Origin of the sequence: Anaerocolumna aminovalerica (genome assembly GCF_900115365.1) — a bacterium.
GTDB classification, from domain to species: Bacteria; Bacillota; Clostridia; order Lachnospirales; family Lachnospiraceae; genus Anaerocolumna; species Anaerocolumna aminovalerica.
Genome location: NZ_FOWD01000005.1, coordinates 78,283 through 97,781, shown reverse-complemented (window position 1 = coordinate 97,781; position 19,499 = coordinate 78,283). Strand labels below are relative to the sequence as shown.

The following is a 19,499-nucleotide window of genomic DNA, read 5'->3' as shown; positions in this document are numbered from 1 at the left end:
TAAAGTGTCTTCTTATGATTAAAAGTATGATATACTATCAAGTAAAGGTAGGTGTTAATATGTCAAAAATACTTGCACTTGATGACGATATTCAAATTTTATCAATTATCAAGAAGGCCCTTGAAAATGATAAGCATTCTGTTGATATTCTAGATAATATTGAAAAAGTGAATAAAGGTAATCTTTCTAAATATGATTTAATTTTACTTGATGTAATGATGCCTGGTACAAATGGCTTTTCTTTCTGCAAAGAAATCCGTAATATTGTTGATTGTCCTATTCTTTTTATAACTGCAAAGGCCATGGATGAAGATTTAACGGAAGGATTTGCAGTTGGTGCTGATGATTATATAAAGAAACCATTTAGCTTAGCTGAACTTAGAGCCAGAGTAAATGCACATATAAGGCGTGAAAAAAGAGAATACCATAATCGGATTATAAGTGGCAATTATATATTAGATATTTCAGAAAAAATATTTTTTTATAAAAATGAGCAAATAAAGTTAACTAAAAGTGAATATGAGATATGTGAGTTCCTGTTAAAAAACAAGGGGCAGGTATTTTCACTTGAACAGATAATTGAGAAAGTATTTGGGTTTAACTCTGAAAGTGATTGCAGCGCAATTAGAGAGCATATAAAAAATATAAGAGCTAAACTGAAACATTGCGATAAACAACCAATTGAAACAGTTTGGGGGATAGGCTACAAATGGAACTTATAAAAAATAAATCCTATACACTATTTTGGCTGTTTTTAGAGCAATTATTATGGCTTGCTGCTTGTTTTCTTATGGAGATTTTTGTGTTTATTTTACTGTTTAATATAGCGCTTAATAGTGGATTTATTTTACCTGCAAATTATGCCGAGCATTATCTTGAAATAAATAAGAGTATAATTGGAAAGAGTGAACCTTTTGACAAAGCATTAATACCATATACTTGTAAATACGGATTATTTGATTTTAATGGAAATTATTTATCAGGTGATTTTAGTGAAGATATTGTAGATGATGCAAAAGTATTTATCAAAGATGCAAAAAAATCTAATAATCGATTTATATTGATTGAAAGAGCTAACGAATATTGTGTTATTCAGTATGATATATCTGTACATTTTTCATCCTATACTCTTGATAAACTTTTTCCTAAGTTTGAGCTGATGTATCTAATTTTGTTTTTTATAATTTTTATTGTTATTGTTATAAATAATGCATTGCATTTTGGTAGAAAGTTAAAGAAGGAACTTAAACCAGTACTTGAGGAAATAAGCCAGATTCAAAATAGAGAACTTAATGTAGAACGTAAAAATTCTAAAATTAAAGAATTTAATGATATATTATTATCGCTTTATGATATGGAAACAGCATTATCACAATCATTAAAAAAGGAATGGGAAACTGAACAGAAAAGAAAAAGCAATATCTCTGCACTTGCACATGATATTAAAACGCCGCTTACTGTTATAAAGGGTAATTCAGAACTTATTTTAGAAGAAAATAATATAGCTGAAATATATCAACTTGCTGATTTAATTAATAGTAACTCTGATAGAATAGAAAGATATATTAAATTATTGATTGATGAGACAAATAATACTTTAACATCGGGCAATGAAGAAAAGGTTACATTAACTACTCTTATAGATGGTATTATTAAAGCAAGTGAAGTAATCTGTAATTTACATGGTATAGAACAAATTACACATAATAAAGTATTTGAAGTTGACATTATTATTAATAGAGATTTAGTTGAAAGAGCAGTATTAAACCTTATTCAGAATGCAATAGAACATACTAATTCAAAAAAAATGATTAAGTTGTATTTTGAATGTTTGGAAAACAAACTTGTTATATCAGTTGAAGATTTTGGAAAAGGTTTTACCAGTGAGGCCTTAAAGTATGCTAAAAATCAATTTTATACGGAAAAATCCGAAAGAAGCGAAGAACATTACGGACTAGGAATGTATTTTGCTAGCAATGTTGCAGAAAAATATAATGGCGGCATAACTTATTACAATAAGTCAGATCAAACTGGGGCTATGGTTATTTTTGAAATAAAAATTTGTTAAAGATAACAGGCTAGCATAATGTTTGACAGCTTTTTTTAATTATTAGGAAATTCCTCAAATCGAAAAAATAGTGTATAATAGAGTAGAAATAAAAAATGGCATAACAAAAGAGCGAAGGGTGCTACTTCGCCATGAATTTGCATGGAAAGTGGATTTATCCATAACCTATAGACTTTCGATATTGTTCAAATAGTGCATTTTTTTTATGTTACACTTCTAGAACCAACATAGAAGTGCCACACTTAGGACAACGAAGAGGGTCATATCCAAACGTTAGAAGAATGGATTGTTTCCAAATCAAGTAAGGAACGTAAGAGCCTACGTTTCTCACAGGAAAGGCATTTTCTGAGATTTTTTTCTTGCTTGTGATGTTTTGCATAAATTCCATAGTATCGAAGCTTTTAGAAATGTTTTCAGGGATATGTACAATTAATCGCTTTATAAAAACAAGTAAAGGAACTGTTTCTGTTACGAGAGCATCATCCTCATGTCTGCTATAGTGAAATGTTACGGAATAGCCATCGTATTTATCAATACGAGAAGCTGCAATGACAGGTCTGCAAATGTAGCGCGTGATATATTTAATGGTTTTATCTGGAGTGCAGGAGTTCGGCTTGACTCGTACATAGAAACCATTAGAATGCTTTGTATACATCTCATTTTTGACTTTCTTAAAGGAGGGACCGATATGTTTTGACATTCTATTAAGAAGGACTTTCCGAAAGGAATTTCGAAGAAAGGTATAATCAAAGTGTTTTACAATACGCCAAGGAGTGATGTTACCAGCACCGCCCTCTGAAATAAGAGCATGGATGTGAGGATTCCATTTCAAATCGCGTCCAAAAGAATGAAGAACGCAGACGAAACCAGGAGTAAAGTTTTCGATTTTATTCATTTTTGAGAACATGTAGAGGATTGCATCACGAACGGAATAAAAAAGTTCTCCAAGTAGAGAGCGATCATTTAAAAAGAAGCTACGAAGTTCTTCAGGAATAGTAAAAACACAATGTCTTGGACGCAAGAAATAAGCTTGCAAGACATGTGGAAAGAACGTTTCTGATTGTACATGTTACCACAGGAAGGACAGAAACGGCTTTTGCAAGTATAAGAAACAAATTTAAGTTTGCCACAATCGGGGCACCCCCAAAAAGCACCCCCATGAGAAGAGTCACCGAAGTTAAGCATTCGGTTAACGTTGTCAATGACAGTTTTTCGAGGGTGTAAAATATATAACATTTCTTCATAATGGTTTTTAAAAATATCTTTTAATATACTCATATGACTATTAAGAAAACCCCTTCCCCTCATGAATGAGGGGTCAGGGGAGTAAGGATATTCGCGGAAAATCGATTGGAGAAGTTTATGATAACAAGATTATTACCAAAATTGCTGAATGATTAGTAAGTAATAAATCTATAGCAGCTGAATTACTGGATGAAGGTAAAAATATAAAGGGGTTATTTGAAGAAATGACTCAGATGTTTAAAATTGAATGAAAATTTTTATACAATTTTGCTTATAAATATGGTAAAATTATCTTGGTTTATTGTATCAGTAAATAGTTGTTTATTTATCTAATATCTATATAATGAATAGAGATTGAAGATTAATGAAGATTTTAATAAGTTTCTGAAGGGATATTTCTTTGGACTTTTAATAATACTTGGACTTTAACTTTAACATTGAATAAATAAGCTATGTAGCCAATAGTGGGGGGAAAGAATGCTTAATTATGTCACTAAAGATATAAATATTAACGATTTGATTCTGGATGAAAATAATCCTCGATTTATTATACCACCTAATCCATCACAACAAAGTATTGTAGATTATTTAATTGACTATGAAGAAGTAGAACAATTAGCTATGGATATTAGTAAAAGTGGCGGATTATATGCAGGAGAGAGAGTTATAGCTGTAAAAGAAAATGGGAAATATGTTGTTTTAGAAGGTAATAGAAGAATATGTGCATGTAAAATATTAATGAATCCTCGATTGTTACAGAATCGAAGACCGGCATCCATAAATAAATTAGTAATTACAGATAATTTAATCAATAATATTTCTAATATTAATGTAGATGTAATGCCTAGTAGAATAAGTGCTCAAAGTTCACTTGCAGCAAAGCATATTGATGGAATAAAAAAATGGTCAACAATTTCAAAATATAAATTTTTTGCATTAGAATTTGATGCAGGAAGAACAATTGACGAAATAGCACTAGTTACAGGTGTTTCTCAATCTAAAATACGTAGCGGTTTAAAGGAATATAGGGTAATTCAATATGTTCTTAATCTACAATACTGGACACAGAAACAAAAAGAAGAATACTTAAATCTCCAAGATATTAAAACATCTAGGTTAACTCGTTTATTTAGCGCAAAAACACAAGATAAAAAGAATCCAAGATTACGAGATATTTTAGATTTAAGCTACGATGATAATTTTTATATTCAAACTGCTTTAGATAAGGATATATTTGATAAAATATTATATATTGTTGCACAAGCTGCTTTTATTCCTGATTATTGCGTTGATTTTAATGGAACAAGAAGTACATATGAAGATATTCCTGAACTTATGAATTATTTAGCAGAAAATAAAATTTTGATTGAATCTCGCAAGGAAGAAAAACAAACTTTATCATCAAATGATTTGGGAAAGAAGGAAACTACTCAAATAACCAGTAAAGAGTCGGATGTAGAAAATAAAAACGATTTAAGGAATAAAGAGAAAAATAAAAAAGAAAATAAAAATGATAAAAAATATACTTCGAATAGAAATGTATTAATACCTGATGATTTTATGGTTTCTTGTAAGATGATCAAGATTAATGATATTATAAATGAATTAAAAAGGCTAAATCTGAATTATTCAATTAATGCTCAGGCAGTTTTATTGAGAGTGTTGGTTGAATTAAGTTTAAAGTATTATTTAAATAATGTAAATGAGAGCGGAAAAATTATTGAAAATAATTTGGAAGGAACTTTTAATGCAACCCTGGAGAGTATGAGAGTAAAGAAGATCATTAGTCTAGCAGAACATAGTAATTTGAATCAAATTAGAAAAAATGATAAGATTTTTAGTATTTTTAATGGATATGTTCATTATGATTCTGTTTTACCTAATAAAAATATTCTGATTTATTATTTTGATAATATGAGAAAAATATTAGAAATTTGCTTGAATAGTTGATGAAATGGAGGGATGGTAGATGCTCTATTCGCCATTAAGATATCCAGGTGGAAAAGGAAAACTTGCTCCATTTATGGAATTCATGATAGAAAAATTAAATATACAGGGTGGTACATATATTGAACCGTTTGCTGGAGGAGCAGGTGTGGCTTTATCGCTATTAATGAAGGGACATGTAGATAATATTGTAATAAATGATTATGATAAGGCAATCTATTCTGTTTGGAGAGCAATTTTAATAGAATCTAATAACTTGATTGATAGGATAATCGAAACACCTGTATCGATAGAAGAGTGGAATAGACAAAAAGAGATTTATACAAATAAAAATAATAAATATTCCTTAGATTTGGCATTTGCTACATTTTTTCTAAATCGAACAAATAGATCTGGAATATTAAAAGCAGGACCAATAGGCGGAATGGAGCAAAATGGAAATTACCTAATTGATGCAAGATATAACAGAGAGAATCTTGTTAATAGAATTAAGGATATAGCGAGTAGAAAAAAACATATTAAAGTTTATAATAAAGAAATATTGGGTTTTATTGATTGCGTTTTACCGAGGTATGGAAAGGATGTGTTAGTTTATTTTGACCCTCCGTATTTTAATAAAGGACACGAATTATACAAAAACTTTTTTAAAAAGCATGATCACACTATAATTGCTGATAGGATAATGAATAATGTTGACAATAACTGGATTATTACATACGATGATACACCAGAAATTATAGAAATATACAAAAACCACTGTATTAGAAGATTTGATCTAAATTATAGTGTGGCTAATACACGTAAAAGTTCTGAAGTAATAATATTTAAGAGTACTGCTTTTTGTCCAAACAATGAGGAATTGTTAGATAAAAAAATAAATATTAACTTAAGAGGAGTATAATTAATGATTATTGAAAATATTGATATAGAACGCTTTAGAGCTATTGAGAATTTGAAGTTACAAATAGGGAAAAATATAACGGCAATAGCTGGACGTAATGCAACATTAAAAACAACCGTATTGGGAATGCTTGGTCAGCCATTTACAATATCTACAGGTCATCCAATGTATGGATGTACAACTATTGATGGTTATAATTTCAAATCACAATTTAAAGAGAAATTTAAATTATCAAAGACTTTTGATCGTTTTGGTGAACATATTTGGACGTTGAATTTTTATAATAACGGATATTATAAGGACAATCAGATTAAGATTACTAGTATGAAGCGACCAACAAAGAGCAACCCGGATGATATTAGATTTTGGAACGCAAAAAGTAGAGCTAAAGGCTCTGGTTATGTTCAATTACCGGTTTACTATTTAAGTTTAGGAAGATTATTTCCGATTGGTGAGACTGCAAAAACAAAATCTGTAGATATTAAACTAACAGATGAAGAAAATATATTTTTTACAAGATATTATAAGGAAATTTTATCTATACAAGATTCAAAAGATGCATCAGCAGTAATGGAGAAGGCTGATGCTAAAAGAAGTTTTGTAGGTGTTAATGATACTACGCATGATGTATTCACTAACTCAGCTGGTGAAAGTAATATCGGGAGAATTATTTTGGCTATATTATCATTTAAAAGATTGAAGGATAAATACCCTGCATATAAAGGGGGAATATTGTTGATTGATGAGTTGGATGCAACTTTATATGGGTACTCACAGAAAAAACTTGTTAAATTCCTTTACGAAAAGTCAAAAGAATTAAAAATTCAAATAGTATTTACAACACATTCTCCAATGATTATGAAGGAAGTTAATTCCCTGCAACGTAATGAAGTTAAAAAATTACAAAAACAACGAATAGACCCATCAATAATTTCATATAATTATGAATGTGAACTTATATATTTGGAATCTTATTATGTTGGAGAAGTTGGTGATAGTAAAAGAATGATTACAGGGAGAAACATTAGAACATCATCTGACCTTAATACTATAATAGATGGTATTAATATGCAACCATCAACAGTAAGACAGAGTGTTAATGTTTACTTGGAAGATGAGAGAGCTAAGTCATTATTATTCTACTTACTTTCAAAACATTTAGACTATAATTTTGAAAATTATTTTAATGTTGTAGATATTGATTTAGGTTGGACAAATTATGTTCAATTACATCAAAAAAATGTTCCTGAATTTATAAATAGCGTAATTATCCTAGATCATGATGTTCGTGAAAAAGCTGATAGAACAAAATTAAACTATATTTTAAATACTGCAAAAAATATTCTTTTTCTTCCAGAAGATGTTGAAAAGGGATTGTTTATGTTGCTAAAGGACCCTATATTTTATTCAGAATTTGAACAAACTATTCAAGAAGTTAGAATGCCCTATGAGATTTGCTTCAGAGATTGGGTAGAAGCTGAGTATGACGCGAAGGAATATAAGAGTTGGTTTGCATACATGGAAGAAACATTGGGAGGAATTAATAAATTATTCGATTTTTGGTTTTTAAAAAATCCAGATAAAGCTAATAAATTTGTCCAAGAGTTTATTGATGTATATAATTTGATTGCAGAGAAGTTAGGATTTGATTATATGATGGGACTTGTAGCAAATGACAATGAAAATGCAGAATTACAGAAATGATAATAAGATTATTAGAAATGTAAAATTAACCCATAAATGCCAAAGTAACGAAGCATTTTAAAATCTTTCTCAGGAATAGAAAAGGTATCATCTTATTAACGTTGTCAATGACAGTCTTACTGGTATGTAAAAATATATAACATTTATTCATAATTAAAAATATCTTTTAATATACTCATAAAGTTATTATGTAGCAACGTAATAAAAAAAGACACCCCCTTCCTCGTAAATAAAATGAGGGGAAGGGGATGTTATAATTGTCTATAAAAGTATACAATCTAATTTTTCTTTTAGTTGATCCGATATTTGTGTTAAAGGAAGTCTTACCTCATCGGAATCTATCAACGATAGTTCCTCTAAGCAATATTTAACAGGAGCTGGGTTAGGTTCTTTAAATAGTAAAGGAATAAAGTCATATAAAGGTTTCCATATCTTTAAAGCAGATTCTAAATCATTTTCCTTTATCTTATTATATACCTCCACAAACATCTCTGTTTTCAAATGTGAAGAGGAAAGTATTCCTCCATGTCCTCCCATAGTAAGGGTTAAAAAGAATAATAAGTCTTCTCCGGTTAGGATAGAGAAGTCTTCTGGAGGATTCATTAATAATTCAGCTGTTTGTTTAATATTACCGCAGCAATCCTTTAATCCTACTATATTTTTTATCTCAGATAGTTTATATATGGTTTCATTTTCCATATTTACACCAGTTCGATATGGAATATTATACATAACGATATCTAAAGGAGTTTCCTCAGCAATGCTCTTAAAATGACCATAGATTCCTTCTTGGCCTGGTCTGTTATAGTAAGGACAAACGGATAGGATACCTTTTATATCATAATATTCAGCAATTTTTACTTTCTTTATTACCTGGGCAGTACAGTTTCCGCCAACTCCTACATAGACAGGTAATCGTCTATTATTATATTCCATTGTCTTTTCAATCATATCTTCAAACTCAAAATCACTTAAAGTTGGACATTCCCCTGTTGTACCTAGTGGAATGAAACCACTTATTCCTTTATCAGAATAGTGATCAATTAATCTTTTATATGACTGATAGTCAAGTTTATTATCTTTAAATGGGGTTATAATCGGTAACCATACACCAGTAATCTGCATAAAAAATCCTCCCTGCATTTCGTATAACGTGCATTTTATTCTTAATTCTATTTTACACAATAATATTCTTTAAGAATAGCATTATAATGCTTTAAATATTGCATATAGTGCTGTATAATTGTCTTTAGATTAAAAAGTGCTAAAGTGGTGCTAAAAGTGCCAGAATTGAGGTTAATATGAACAAGGTTGAAAAAACCGGATATTTAAACAATGATTATAAAATGTTTCATATCGTTGACAGGGAGAAGAAAGAATTCAATTATCACTATCATGATTTTAACAAAATTATGATTCTTCTAAGCGGAAATATCAATTACTCCATAGAAGGAAAAGATTATTTACTTAAGCCTTACGATATCGTTCTTGTGAATCAGGGAGAAATACATAGACCTTCCATAATGGATAGCTCTCCTTATGAAAGAGTTATTATATATGTTTCAACAAAGTTTCTAAATACCTATTCAGATAATGATAATGATCTAAAGTATTGTTTCCAACGTGCAAAAGAAGAACATTCCAATGTGCTTAGAATTCCTTCCCTTGATAAAAGCAAACTATTTCAGGTATGCCAGGAACTGGAGTATTCCTTCACAGATAATGCCTATGCCAAAGACTTGTATCAAAGAATATTGTTTTTGGAATTTATGATACAGCTAAACCGGACTGCGATATCAAACCCCATCAATTACCTTGATGCTGTAATTGGTAATGAAAAACTTCTGCAAATTATAGATTACATCAATGAACATCTTACGGAGGATATTACCATAGATACATTATCTAGCCATTTTTATTTAAGCAGGTATTATTTAATGCATTTTTTTAAAGAAGAAACAGGATATACCATTGGTAAATATATTACTGAGAAACGATTATTATTAGCTAAAAACCTTGTTCAAAATGGAAGCTCACTTACACAGGCCTGTTATCAATGTGGTTTTAAGAATTATTCTTCCTTTTTCAGAGCTTTCAAAAAAGCTTATAATACAATGCCTAAAAATGTTTCCTTTATTGATTGATGTATATTGACAATCCTTATAGGCAAGTTTAGAATACCTATTAGTCCAAGGTGCTGGAAATAAATTCAGTTTATACAAAAAAGGAGTTTACCTATGTTTTCCCAAAGTAAAGAAAATGAGAAAAAGTTTAGAATAATGCCGGTTGGCCTCCGAATGATAAAGACTGCCATGGCCGTGTTTATCTGCCTTATTATATACATACTCAGAGGTGAGAAAGGTATTCCATTTTATTCTGCTATAGCAGCAATATTTTGTATGGAAACATATATAGAGAATAGTAAAACTAATGCCAAATCCCGGACATTTGGTACCTTTAACGGAGCCTTTTGGGGCTGCATTGTTTTAGTTATGAATACTTATATATTAAAAGATATACCTATAATGTGGAAATATTTGTTTATTTCCATTTCCGTTATTCCTGTTATATATACGGCAGTTCTTTTAAAGAAACATGAGGTATCATTCTTTTCTGGTGTGGTATTTTTAAGTATTACGGTAAACCATTTAAGTGACAGCAATCCCTACTTGTTTGTATTAAATCGTGTGCTGGATACCCTTATTGGAGTTGGAGTGTCAATTATAGTTAATCGGATTTCATTACCACGGAGAAACAATAACAATATTTTGTTTGTCAGCGGATTGGATGATACTTTGCTAAATGATAAGGGAGAATTAGTACCATACAGCAGGGTTGAATTAAACCGTATGATTGAGCGGGGAGCTAATTTTACCATAGCCACAGAAAGAACCATTGCCTCTTTAATGGACTTTGTAAAGGAGGTACCTTTAAAATTGCCGGTAATTGCTTTTAATGGAGCAGTTTTATACGATGTGGAAAAGAAAGAATTTCTAAGAAAAAAGATATTGGATAAAGAAGTAGTAAAATCCATACAAGATCTTTTAAGAGAGGAAAAAATCTGCTGTTTTACTACAGTCTTACTACAGGAAACTTTAATGATATATTACGAAGAATTCTATCAGCAGGCAGAAGAAAAGGTTTATAATAAACTAAGAACTTCACCCTATCGTAATTTTATAAAGGGAAGTACAGGAAGTGATGGGGAATGCTTTCATATAATGTGTATCTGTAAACAGGAACATATTACAAAAATCCATCAGCGAATTAAGGATCTGCCTATAGCAGAACATATTCGAATAGTGCAAAGCTCGTCCAAAGACAATCCGGGTTACACTTATTTAAACATATATCATGAAGATGCTGCTAAAGAAAATATGCTTGCTGAACTAAAAGTCTTAACCGGATTGGAGAAGATGGTGACTTTTGGTACTATTCCGGGGCAGTATGATATTCTAATACAGGATAGCAATCAGAATACTGTGGTGAAAAGAATGAAGGAATTATATGAGCCTTTTATCTGGAAGAAAAAAGAAGAAGGAAATATGTGAAAAATAAAAGATAATATATTATCCATAAAAAGGACAACCAAACTATTATTGCGCGGCTGTTTTCCTTATGAATAAACGAAAGGCAACCCCGCTAGGAGTTGCCTTATTGCATTATGGAAATGTTTCTGTACTTTATCCCAGATGGCTGTCTCTTCTGAAATAGGATAAAAAGCCATGGTTAAAAAATTCCTTTTCACTTACAGGATAGCAATATAAATCAAATATTGACATCCCTAGCAATACTATAAAAGCTGTTCCTTGTTATAATTAAAGTATCTAATTATAGTATTTTATTACTTAATATTCAGGGGGTGCAGCAATTATGAAATACGGCTATTTTGATAATGAGAATAAAGAGTATGTAATTGAAAGAGTGGATTTACCTACCTCGTGGACGAATTATTTAGGGGTAAAGGACATGTGCGGAGTTGTCAACCATACTGCAGGGGGGTATGTGTTTTATAAATCACCGGAATATCATCGTATTACCCGTTTTCGTGCCAATAGCGTACCTATGGACCGGCCGGGACATTATGTTTATTTACGGGATGATAATTCCGGTGACTATTGGAGCGTATCCTGGCAGCCGGTTGGCAAATCTTTAGATAAAGCCAAGTATCAGTGCAGACATGGCTTATCTTATACAAAGTATTTATGCGAATACAACGATATTAAAGCAGAACAGACATTATTTATACCCATAAATGATCCTGTGGAACTATGGGATGTAAAAATTAAAAATACCGGTGAAGTTAACAGAGAATTAAGTGTATTTTCCTATTGTGAATTCTCCTATCACCATATTGCCATGGATAATCAGAACTTCCAAATGAGTAATTATGCAGCAGGTTCCTCTTATGAAAATGGAATTATAGAATATGACTTATTCTATGAAGAGTTTGGATATCAGTATTTTACTGCGAATTTTGCTCCTGATGGTTTTGATTGTCTAAGAGATAAATTTATCGGACTTTATCGCAGCGAAAACAATCCCGTTGCAGTAGAAAAAGGTGTCTTAAGCGGCAGCTTTGAGAAGGGAAATAATCATTGCGGTTCCTTACATAAAAAATTGGTTCTCCATCCGGGAGAAGAAGTTCGGTTAGTCTTTATGTTAGGAGAAGGTAATCTTGCAGAAGGAAAACGGATCAGAGAAAAATACTCGGATTTTAACAGAATAGACGCTGCTTATAATCAAATGGCCGACTTTTGGAACAGAAAATTAGATAAATTAGTCATTCATACTCCAAATGAAGGTATGAATACATTAATTAACATATGGAATTTATATCAGGCAGAGATAAATGTTATGTTTTCAAGATTTGCTTCCTTTATTGAAGTAGGAGGAAGAACAGGTTTAGGTTTCAGGGATACCTCACAGGATGCAATGACAATTCCCCACTCCAATCCTGAAAAATGTAAGCAAAGAATAGTGGAATTACTCCGGGCATTGGTATCCAAAGGTTATGGACTTCATTTATTCCAGCCGGAATGGTTTGAACCGGACAAGGAGGTTAAACCATTTAAATCACCAACGGTAATACCTTCTCCAAATAAAAATGATATTGTTCATGGTATAGATGATGCGTGTTCCGACGATGCCCTGTGGCTGGTTAGCGCAATCGTTGAATATGTAAAAGAAACTGGTGAAATGTCTTTCTTAGACGAAGAAATCACCTATGCAGACGGTGGCAGCGGCTCTGTTTATGAGCATATGACCAAAATACTGGATTTTTCCAATAATCAGGTAGGGGAGAATGGTATCTGTAAGGGACTGCGGGCGGACTGGAACGATTGCCTTAATCTTGGAGGCGGCGAAAGTGCTATGGTTTCTTTTCTTTTATACTGGGCACTGGGCAATTTTATCGAGATCGCAGAATATCAAAATAAGACAGAAGATGTTATAAAGTATAATAAGATACGTTCAAAAGTGAAGGATGTTTGTGAAGAGGTACTTTGGGATAAGGAATGGTACATCAGAGGTATTACTAAGAACGGGAAAAAGATTGGAACAGATGAGGACAAAGAAGGAAGAATTCATTTGGAATCCAATGCCTGGGCAGTGCTGTCCGGCCTGGCATCAAAGGACAGAGGAAGTAAAGCAATGGACAGTGTAGATCATTACTTATATACGCCTTATGGTATTATGTTGAACGGCCCTTCCTATACGGTACCTGATGAGGATATTGGATTTGTTACAAGGGTATATCCGGGACTGAAAGAAAATGGAGCAATATTCAGTCATCCCAATCCATGGGCATGGGCTGCTGAGTGCATGTTAGGACGGGGTGACCAGGCAATGAAGTATTATAATGCCTTATGTCCTTATAATCAGAATGACAACATAGAAATCAGGGAAGCAGAACCTTATTCCTACTGCCAATTTATTGTGGGCAGGGACCACACTGCCTTTGGACGTGCAAGACATCCCTTTATGACAGGAACAGCAGGTTGGGCGTATTTTTCGGCTACCCGCTATATTCTTGGAATTCGTCCGGAGTTTGATTATTTATTAATCGATCCATGTATTCCATCGGATTGGAAAGAATTTCGTATTCGCCGTGAATGGAGAGGGGCACAGTACTATATCACTGTGCGGAATCCGGAAGGCGTTATGAAAGGTGTGAAAGAAATCCGGTTAAACGGAAAATTGGTTGAAAGAATACCCGTACAGGAGCAAGACAGTATAAATCAGGTTCTTATAATTATGGGTTAATTCTAATCCCTCATTAAAACCTTTTTAATTGGGATTATTGAATAGAAAATGACAGAGTAATCTGCTGAAAGCGGATAAATGTATATGACTGCTAGAGGAGGCTATTGCGATGATAAAGTTTGGTACCGGAGGTTGGAGAGCAGTAATTGGAGAAGATTTTACAAAAGCGAATATTCAGAAACTTTCCAAAGGTATAGCATTGAAAATGAAAGATGAAGGAGTTACGGAGAAAGGAATTGTTCTTGGCTATGATAGAAGATTCCTTTCAAAAGAAGCTATGAGATGGGCAGGAGAAGTATTTGCCGCAGAAGATATCAAGGCATATCTGATTAACCGGTCTTCACCTACTCCACTGATTATGTATTATGTTATGAAACATGAATTGCCTTACGGAATGATGGTGACGGCAAGCCACAATCCGGCAATTTATAATGGAATAAAAGTATTTACTTATGGCGGAAGAGATGCAGATGAATTTCAGACAAAAGAAATAGAAAATTATATTTCCCATGTTGAGGATGTGAGTTCCATGTATTATGAAAAAGCAATAGATGCCGGACTCATTTACGAAATAAATCCATTAAATGAATACATTGACACTATTATTACAAAAATTAATATGCAGGCTATTAGAAATAGGGGGCTTAAAATAGCATTGGATCCTATGTATGGCGTCAGTGAAACCTCCCTAAAAACAATTTTACTGACAGCAAGGTGTGATGTAGCTACCATCCATGACAGACACGATACCCTATTTGGCGGAAAGCTTCCCTCGCCTTCCGCCAGTACTTTAAAGAGTCTGCAAAATTATGTGATGGATTATCATTGTGACATTGGAATAGCAACAGACGGAGATGCTGACCGGATTGGTGTAATTGATGATACGGGTAAATTTCTTCATCCCAATGACATTTTAGTACTCCTCTATTACTATCTTGTGAAGTATAAAGGCTGGCATGGAGCAGTGGTAAGAAATATTGCCACTACCCATCTGTTGGATAAGGTAGCGGAAAGTTTCGGAGAAAAAGGATATGAAGTTCCTGTGGGATTTAAACATATTTCTGCTAAAATGAATGAAACCAACGCAGTAATCGGCGGAGAGTCTTCAGGGGGACTGACGGTTCGGGGCCATATTAAAGGAAAAGACGGCGTTTATGCAGCTATGCTTTTAATTGAAATGATTGCAGTTGTAGGCAAGAAACTTTCTGAGATAGTAAAAGATATTGAAGAGGAATATGGACGATACTACATGGAAGAGAAGGATTATCATTTTGATGAAGAAAAGAAGGAGGAGGTTTATCAAATCCTGTTAATTGATAAATTGATTCCGGATATACCTTTTGAGATATCAAAGATTTCCTACTTGGATGGCTGCAAGATATACTTTAATAATGGTGGGTGGATTGTAATCCGGTTCTCCGGTACAGAACCGCTGCTTAGAATATTTTGTGAAATGCCTTCTGAGGATGAAGCAAAACTGGTATGTAATATATTTGAAGAATTTCTTCAAATTTAAAGGCTTAAAGGATATTCGAAATTCATATATGCTTCCATCCCTTTACTAATTTTCGCAGAGCTCCAAAAAACTTCGAAAAAGGCTTAATAGGCCATTTTTCGAAGTTTTTTCTATTAACTTTTTTAACTAGGAATCAGTATTGCCCAAATCTTAAAAATAGTTGGGATTATTGTATAAGTACATAGAAAATACCATAAAAATATGGTAAAATTAAGAAAGTAGGGTTTTAATGAGAGAACAGTATTATGTTTAGGGGTGGGAATATGCTATTGGAGGAACATAAGGAAAGTATAAGAAAAGAAATAAAGGATGCAGCAAAAAGCGAAAGTGCAGCTATGAAAGATAATGAAGAAATTAAAGGGAAAATAATAAAGATTAAGAAAAGGGTATCCTTACGGAGAAGGCTGCTCTCTTTAGTTGTACTTATTTGGATGCTGCCGGTTTTAATCATGTATCTGTTTATGACTATTTCCTATCGAAATAATATAATTGGGAAAACCAATGCAATTATGGAAGAAAATCTAAAAAATTTCACTTATTTCAGTGCTCAAAAAATAGATGAAGCAATCGACATATCCAAAAAGACTTCCTACGAACTGGTTATTGAAAAGGCATGGAGAATGTATGAGGCTGGTAATATAAAGAAATCTAAATTATACAGCGAGATAACAGGTAATTTAAAAAGCAGATTTTACATAGACAACCGGTTTGTCATGTCTGTATTTTATTTAAGTGATGAACCTGATAAAATTTACTATACTTCAAGAGAAAATGTGGAATATATTAATATTTATAAAAATAATGTGGCTAAAGCTGCTCATGAAATAACAAGTCAGGATACTTCCGATGCCCATGTCCGTATTATTGACGGAAAAATCTATATTATCCGTAATCTATATACAACTACCAAATACACAAAGTTTGGTACGCTGGTTCTTGAATTGAATAAGGACAAGCTGATTGATGGAATATCCTTGAACAAGGATTATGAAATAGGATTTTTTATTAATGATACAAGCTCTATGATATCTTATAATAATAATTTTGATGAAACCAGCAGAACAGAGATTCTGGATAAGTTATCAAATCAATATTCTCAGAAAGTGAATAGAAAGATTCTTCAGGAAAAAGACAGACCATTCATAGGTCTGTTATATCAGCAGAAATACGATGATTTTCATTTTGGTGCGGTTCTTGTAGCCAATGAAAATGTAATTTTCTCAGAAATATATAATCTTTATACCATTATGCTTTTTATAATGCTAATTATTATTCCGGTATTTATTTATATGATATATTTTATTGCCCATCATATTACAAAGCCAATGAGCAGAATGATTGAAGCAGCAAACAAAATTGAACAGGGCGGAATCGGTATGCAGATTGAAAGCAACATCATGCCTAACCTGGAGTTTGATGTGTTGCAGGATGCCTTTAACCATATGTCATCGGAGATAAAGTATTTATTTGATTATGCCTACAATGAAAAAATAGCAAGAAGGGATGCAAAAATTAAGGCATTACAGTCCCAGATCAATCCACATTTTTTAAATAACACTTTGGAGATGATGAACTGGCAGGCGAGAATGGCGGGAGATGTTACAGTATCAAAAATGATAGAAGCCTTAGGAACACTTCTAAACTACTCCATGGATCGTTCCAACAGAAAAATGCTCAGTCTGGCAGAAGAACTAAGATGCGTGGAGGCTTATTTATATATTGTATCCATGCGCTTTGGCAAGAGATTGAAGGTGGAAAAGGAAGTGGATGAAAATTTATTACAGATTAAAGTTCCTCAGCTCATACTTCAGCCTTTAATTGAGAATGCAGTGGTTCATGGGGTTGAAACAGTAAAAAGTGGTACTATCCAAATAAAAATATATCAGGATAAAGAAAATAATCATGTAATTTTACAGATTATCAATACCGGCAAAGATATGTCGGAAGAAGATATATCAAAAGTGGATTATTTACTGAACGGGAAAAGAAATCAGAATCAGGATGAGAAAACAGATCATGAATCCTTAGGAATACAAAATGTGAATGAAAGAATTAAGCTCATATACGGTGAAGAGTATGGACTTAGTATAAGCCCCATAGGAGAAGGAGAAACGGCGTCCACTATAACCATACCTTTTGTTGAAGAATAATTAAGGCTGATATCTGGCTATTTGCTAGTATATTATCAAAAGAATATAAAGATGATTTCATAAAGAATAAATATAATTACAATATATACAAAATGTATATTGGGTGGAAATTTAAATGTAGCAAGAATATACAAATAATATCAAGTTAAACTAATGCTTTTTATTACATCTGTTTATATAATAATAATATGCCTAAGAGATTGCTCTTGGTGAATAGCTAATTATATTAAAGGAGGATTTATTTATGAGGAAAGTAAAAAGACTAGTTTACCTTGTACTGACAGTGGTTTTCATGATGTCTCTTTTAGCTGCCTGTAAAAAGGGAGATGTAAAAGAAACGTCAGAAACAAAACAGGAAACAAAGGATAATGGGGAAAAAGAGGAAAATAAGCAAGAAACAAAAACTGAAAATGATAAACACAATCCAGTAACTTTAACAACTGTTTCCATGCATGGCGGTACAGACCCTAATGCTGCGAATTATCAGGAAATTAATAAAAAGTTCATGAATGATTATTCATACATAACAATAGAAGATGATTCACAGACTTCCGATCAGGATTGGAAGACAAAGATAGCAGCAGATTTTGCTGTAGGTAATGAACCGGATGTTATCCAATTCTTTACAGATGCCAATGCTTCTGATGTTCTTGCTGCCGATAAATTCGTTACCATTGAAGAAATTAAAGCAGAATATCCAGATTATGCGAAAGATACTCTTCCAGCTGCATTAGAAGCAGCAGTTAACCCGGATGGTGTGCAAAGAGCAGTGCCAACTACTGGTTTTTGGGAAGGTTTATTCTGCAACAAAGATTTATTTGATAAATATAATCTTGAACTTCCAACAGATTGGGATAAGATGTTAAAAGCAATCGAAACCTTTAAAGAAAATGATATTATTCCAATTGCTGTATCTTTAAACAATGTTCCTCATTATTGGGTGGAGTTCTTAATGCTTGCAGCAGCAGGTCCGGAAGGTTTTACTACAGTACCTGAAAGTGCTCCTGAGGACTGGGTTAAAGGTTTAGAAATGTTCAAGACATTAAGAGACTTAGGTGCTTTTCCAGTAGATACAGATACTATCGATAATGATTTTGCTGGCGAATTATTTAAGAATAAACAAGCAGCTATGCAACTTGATGGTTCATGGTATGCTGGCGGAATTCCAGATCAGGATAATACAGTAGTAGTATCCTTCCCGGTTATTCCTGGCGGAAAAGCAGAACCAGGATTTATGGTAGGCGGATTATCATCAGGATTCTATATTACTAAGAAAGCATGGAATGATCCTGACAAGAGAGATGCAGCAGTAAAATTTGTTATGGCACATACCTGTAGTGAATCTGTTCAAAAATATTGGAATGGAAACGGTACGGCTGCTGCAAAGGTTGAACCTCTTGCAGATATGACACCACTTGGTATTTCCGGATTGAATTACAGCAGCGCAGCAACTAGTATTTCTACCCCAACTGATGCAAGAATCAAACAAGAGGCTTATAATACTCTAACTGCTGGTATTGTAGATGTTTCAACCGGAGCTAGAACTCCTGCGGATCTGATAGAAGAAGTATTACAAGTTAATGCAAGATAATTAAAAATTTCTGTCATTCATAATAAAGTAATTGTTAAGGTATGTCATTCCGACCGAAGGAGAAGAATCTAATATTTTTATAAATGGATTCTTCACCTGCGGTTTGGAATGAC

At 32.7% G+C, this 19,499-nt stretch carries 14 protein-coding genes; 11 read left to right on the top strand and 3 right to left on the bottom strand.

Annotated elements, in window-relative coordinates:
* Positions 1-59 precede the first annotated feature (59 nt).
* Positions 60-722: a response regulator transcription factor gene (locus tag BM183_RS04495; protein WP_091684848.1), complete on the top strand. Its 663-nt coding sequence runs from the start codon at positions 60-62 to the stop codon at positions 720-722.
* Complete coding sequence (locus tag BM183_RS04490) at positions 710-2,068, top strand: sensor histidine kinase (protein WP_091684749.1); 1,359 nt, start codon at positions 710-712, stop codon at positions 2,066-2,068. The genes BM183_RS04495 and BM183_RS04490 overlap by 13 nt, the downstream gene beginning before the upstream one ends.
* Positions 2,069-2,276: 208 nt before the next feature.
* Here the strand turns inward: BM183_RS04490 and BM183_RS04485 are convergent, their stop codons facing one another.
* Complete coding sequence (locus tag BM183_RS04485; RefSeq protein ID WP_170847887.1) at positions 2,277-3,089, bottom strand: IS91 family transposase; 813 nt, start codon at positions 3,087-3,089, stop codon at positions 2,277-2,279.
* Positions 3,032-3,304, bottom strand: a complete 273-nt coding sequence (locus BM183_RS21455; protein ID WP_242960856.1) for a transposase zinc-binding domain-containing protein — start codon at positions 3,302-3,304, stop codon at positions 3,032-3,034. The genes BM183_RS04485 and BM183_RS21455 overlap by 58 nt, the downstream gene beginning before the upstream one ends.
* A 486-nt stretch (positions 3,305-3,790) precedes the next feature.
* Between BM183_RS21455 and BM183_RS04475 the strand changes: the two genes are divergently transcribed.
* Genes BM183_RS04475 through BM183_RS04465 form a run of 3 tightly spaced genes read left to right on the top strand, consistent with a single transcriptional unit; the run spans position 3,791 to position 7,865 of the window.
* Positions 3,791-5,263 carry a ParB/Srx family N-terminal domain-containing protein gene (locus BM183_RS04475; protein ID WP_091684745.1) on the top strand — a complete coding sequence of 491 codons (1,473 nt, stop codon included), beginning with the start codon at positions 3,791-3,793 and terminating at the stop codon, positions 5,261-5,263.
* Positions 5,264-5,282: 19 nt separating this feature from the next.
* The gene (locus tag BM183_RS04470; RefSeq protein ID WP_091684743.1) at positions 5,283-6,161 is read left to right on the top strand and encodes a DNA adenine methylase; all 879 of its coding nucleotides are present in this window, start codon (positions 5,283-5,285) and stop codon (positions 6,159-6,161) included.
* 3 nt (positions 6,162-6,164) lie between these two features.
* The gene (locus BM183_RS04465) at positions 6,165-7,865 is read left to right on the top strand and encodes an AAA family ATPase (protein ID WP_091684742.1); all 1,701 of its coding nucleotides are present in this window, start codon (positions 6,165-6,167) and stop codon (positions 7,863-7,865) included.
* A 261-nt stretch (positions 7,866-8,126) separates the two neighbouring features.
* On the opposite strand, the gene dapA is transcribed toward BM183_RS04465, so the two are convergent.
* On the bottom strand, positions 8,127-8,990 hold the full coding sequence (dapA, locus tag BM183_RS04460; RefSeq protein WP_091684740.1) for a 4-hydroxy-tetrahydrodipicolinate synthase: 864 nt from the start codon (positions 8,988-8,990) through the stop codon (positions 8,127-8,129).
* Between the two features lie 176 nt (positions 8,991-9,166).
* On the opposite strand from dapA, the gene BM183_RS04455 reads away from it, so the two are divergent.
* From BM183_RS04455 to BM183_RS04430, 6 genes are all read left to right on the top strand, one after another.
* Positions 9,167-10,009, top strand: coding sequence for an AraC family transcriptional regulator (locus tag BM183_RS04455; RefSeq protein WP_091684738.1), 843 nt, complete (start codon positions 9,167-9,169; stop codon positions 10,007-10,009).
* Between the two features lie 93 nt (positions 10,010-10,102).
* Positions 10,103-11,416, top strand: coding sequence for an HAD hydrolase family protein (locus tag BM183_RS04450; RefSeq protein WP_091684736.1), 1,314 nt, complete (start codon positions 10,103-10,105; stop codon positions 11,414-11,416).
* A 322-nt stretch (positions 11,417-11,738) separates the two neighbouring features.
* A complete protein-coding gene (locus tag BM183_RS04445; RefSeq protein WP_091684735.1) occupies positions 11,739-14,129 on the top strand; it encodes a glycoside hydrolase family 94 protein in 2,391 nt (796 codons plus the stop codon).
* Positions 14,130-14,238: 109 nt separating this feature from the next.
* Positions 14,239-15,645: a phosphoglucomutase/phosphomannomutase family protein gene (locus BM183_RS04440; protein ID WP_091684733.1), complete on the top strand. Its 1,407-nt coding sequence runs from the start codon at positions 14,239-14,241 to the stop codon at positions 15,643-15,645.
* Positions 15,646-15,890: 245 nt separating this feature from the next.
* Positions 15,891-17,795, top strand: coding sequence for a sensor histidine kinase (locus BM183_RS04435; RefSeq protein WP_091684731.1), 1,905 nt, complete (start codon positions 15,891-15,893; stop codon positions 17,793-17,795).
* A gap of 244 nt (positions 17,796-18,039) precedes the next feature.
* The gene (locus BM183_RS04430) at positions 18,040-19,386 is read left to right on the top strand and encodes an ABC transporter substrate-binding protein (RefSeq protein WP_091684729.1); all 1,347 of its coding nucleotides are present in this window, start codon (positions 18,040-18,042) and stop codon (positions 19,384-19,386) included.
* Positions 19,387-19,499: the final 113 nt, after the last annotated feature.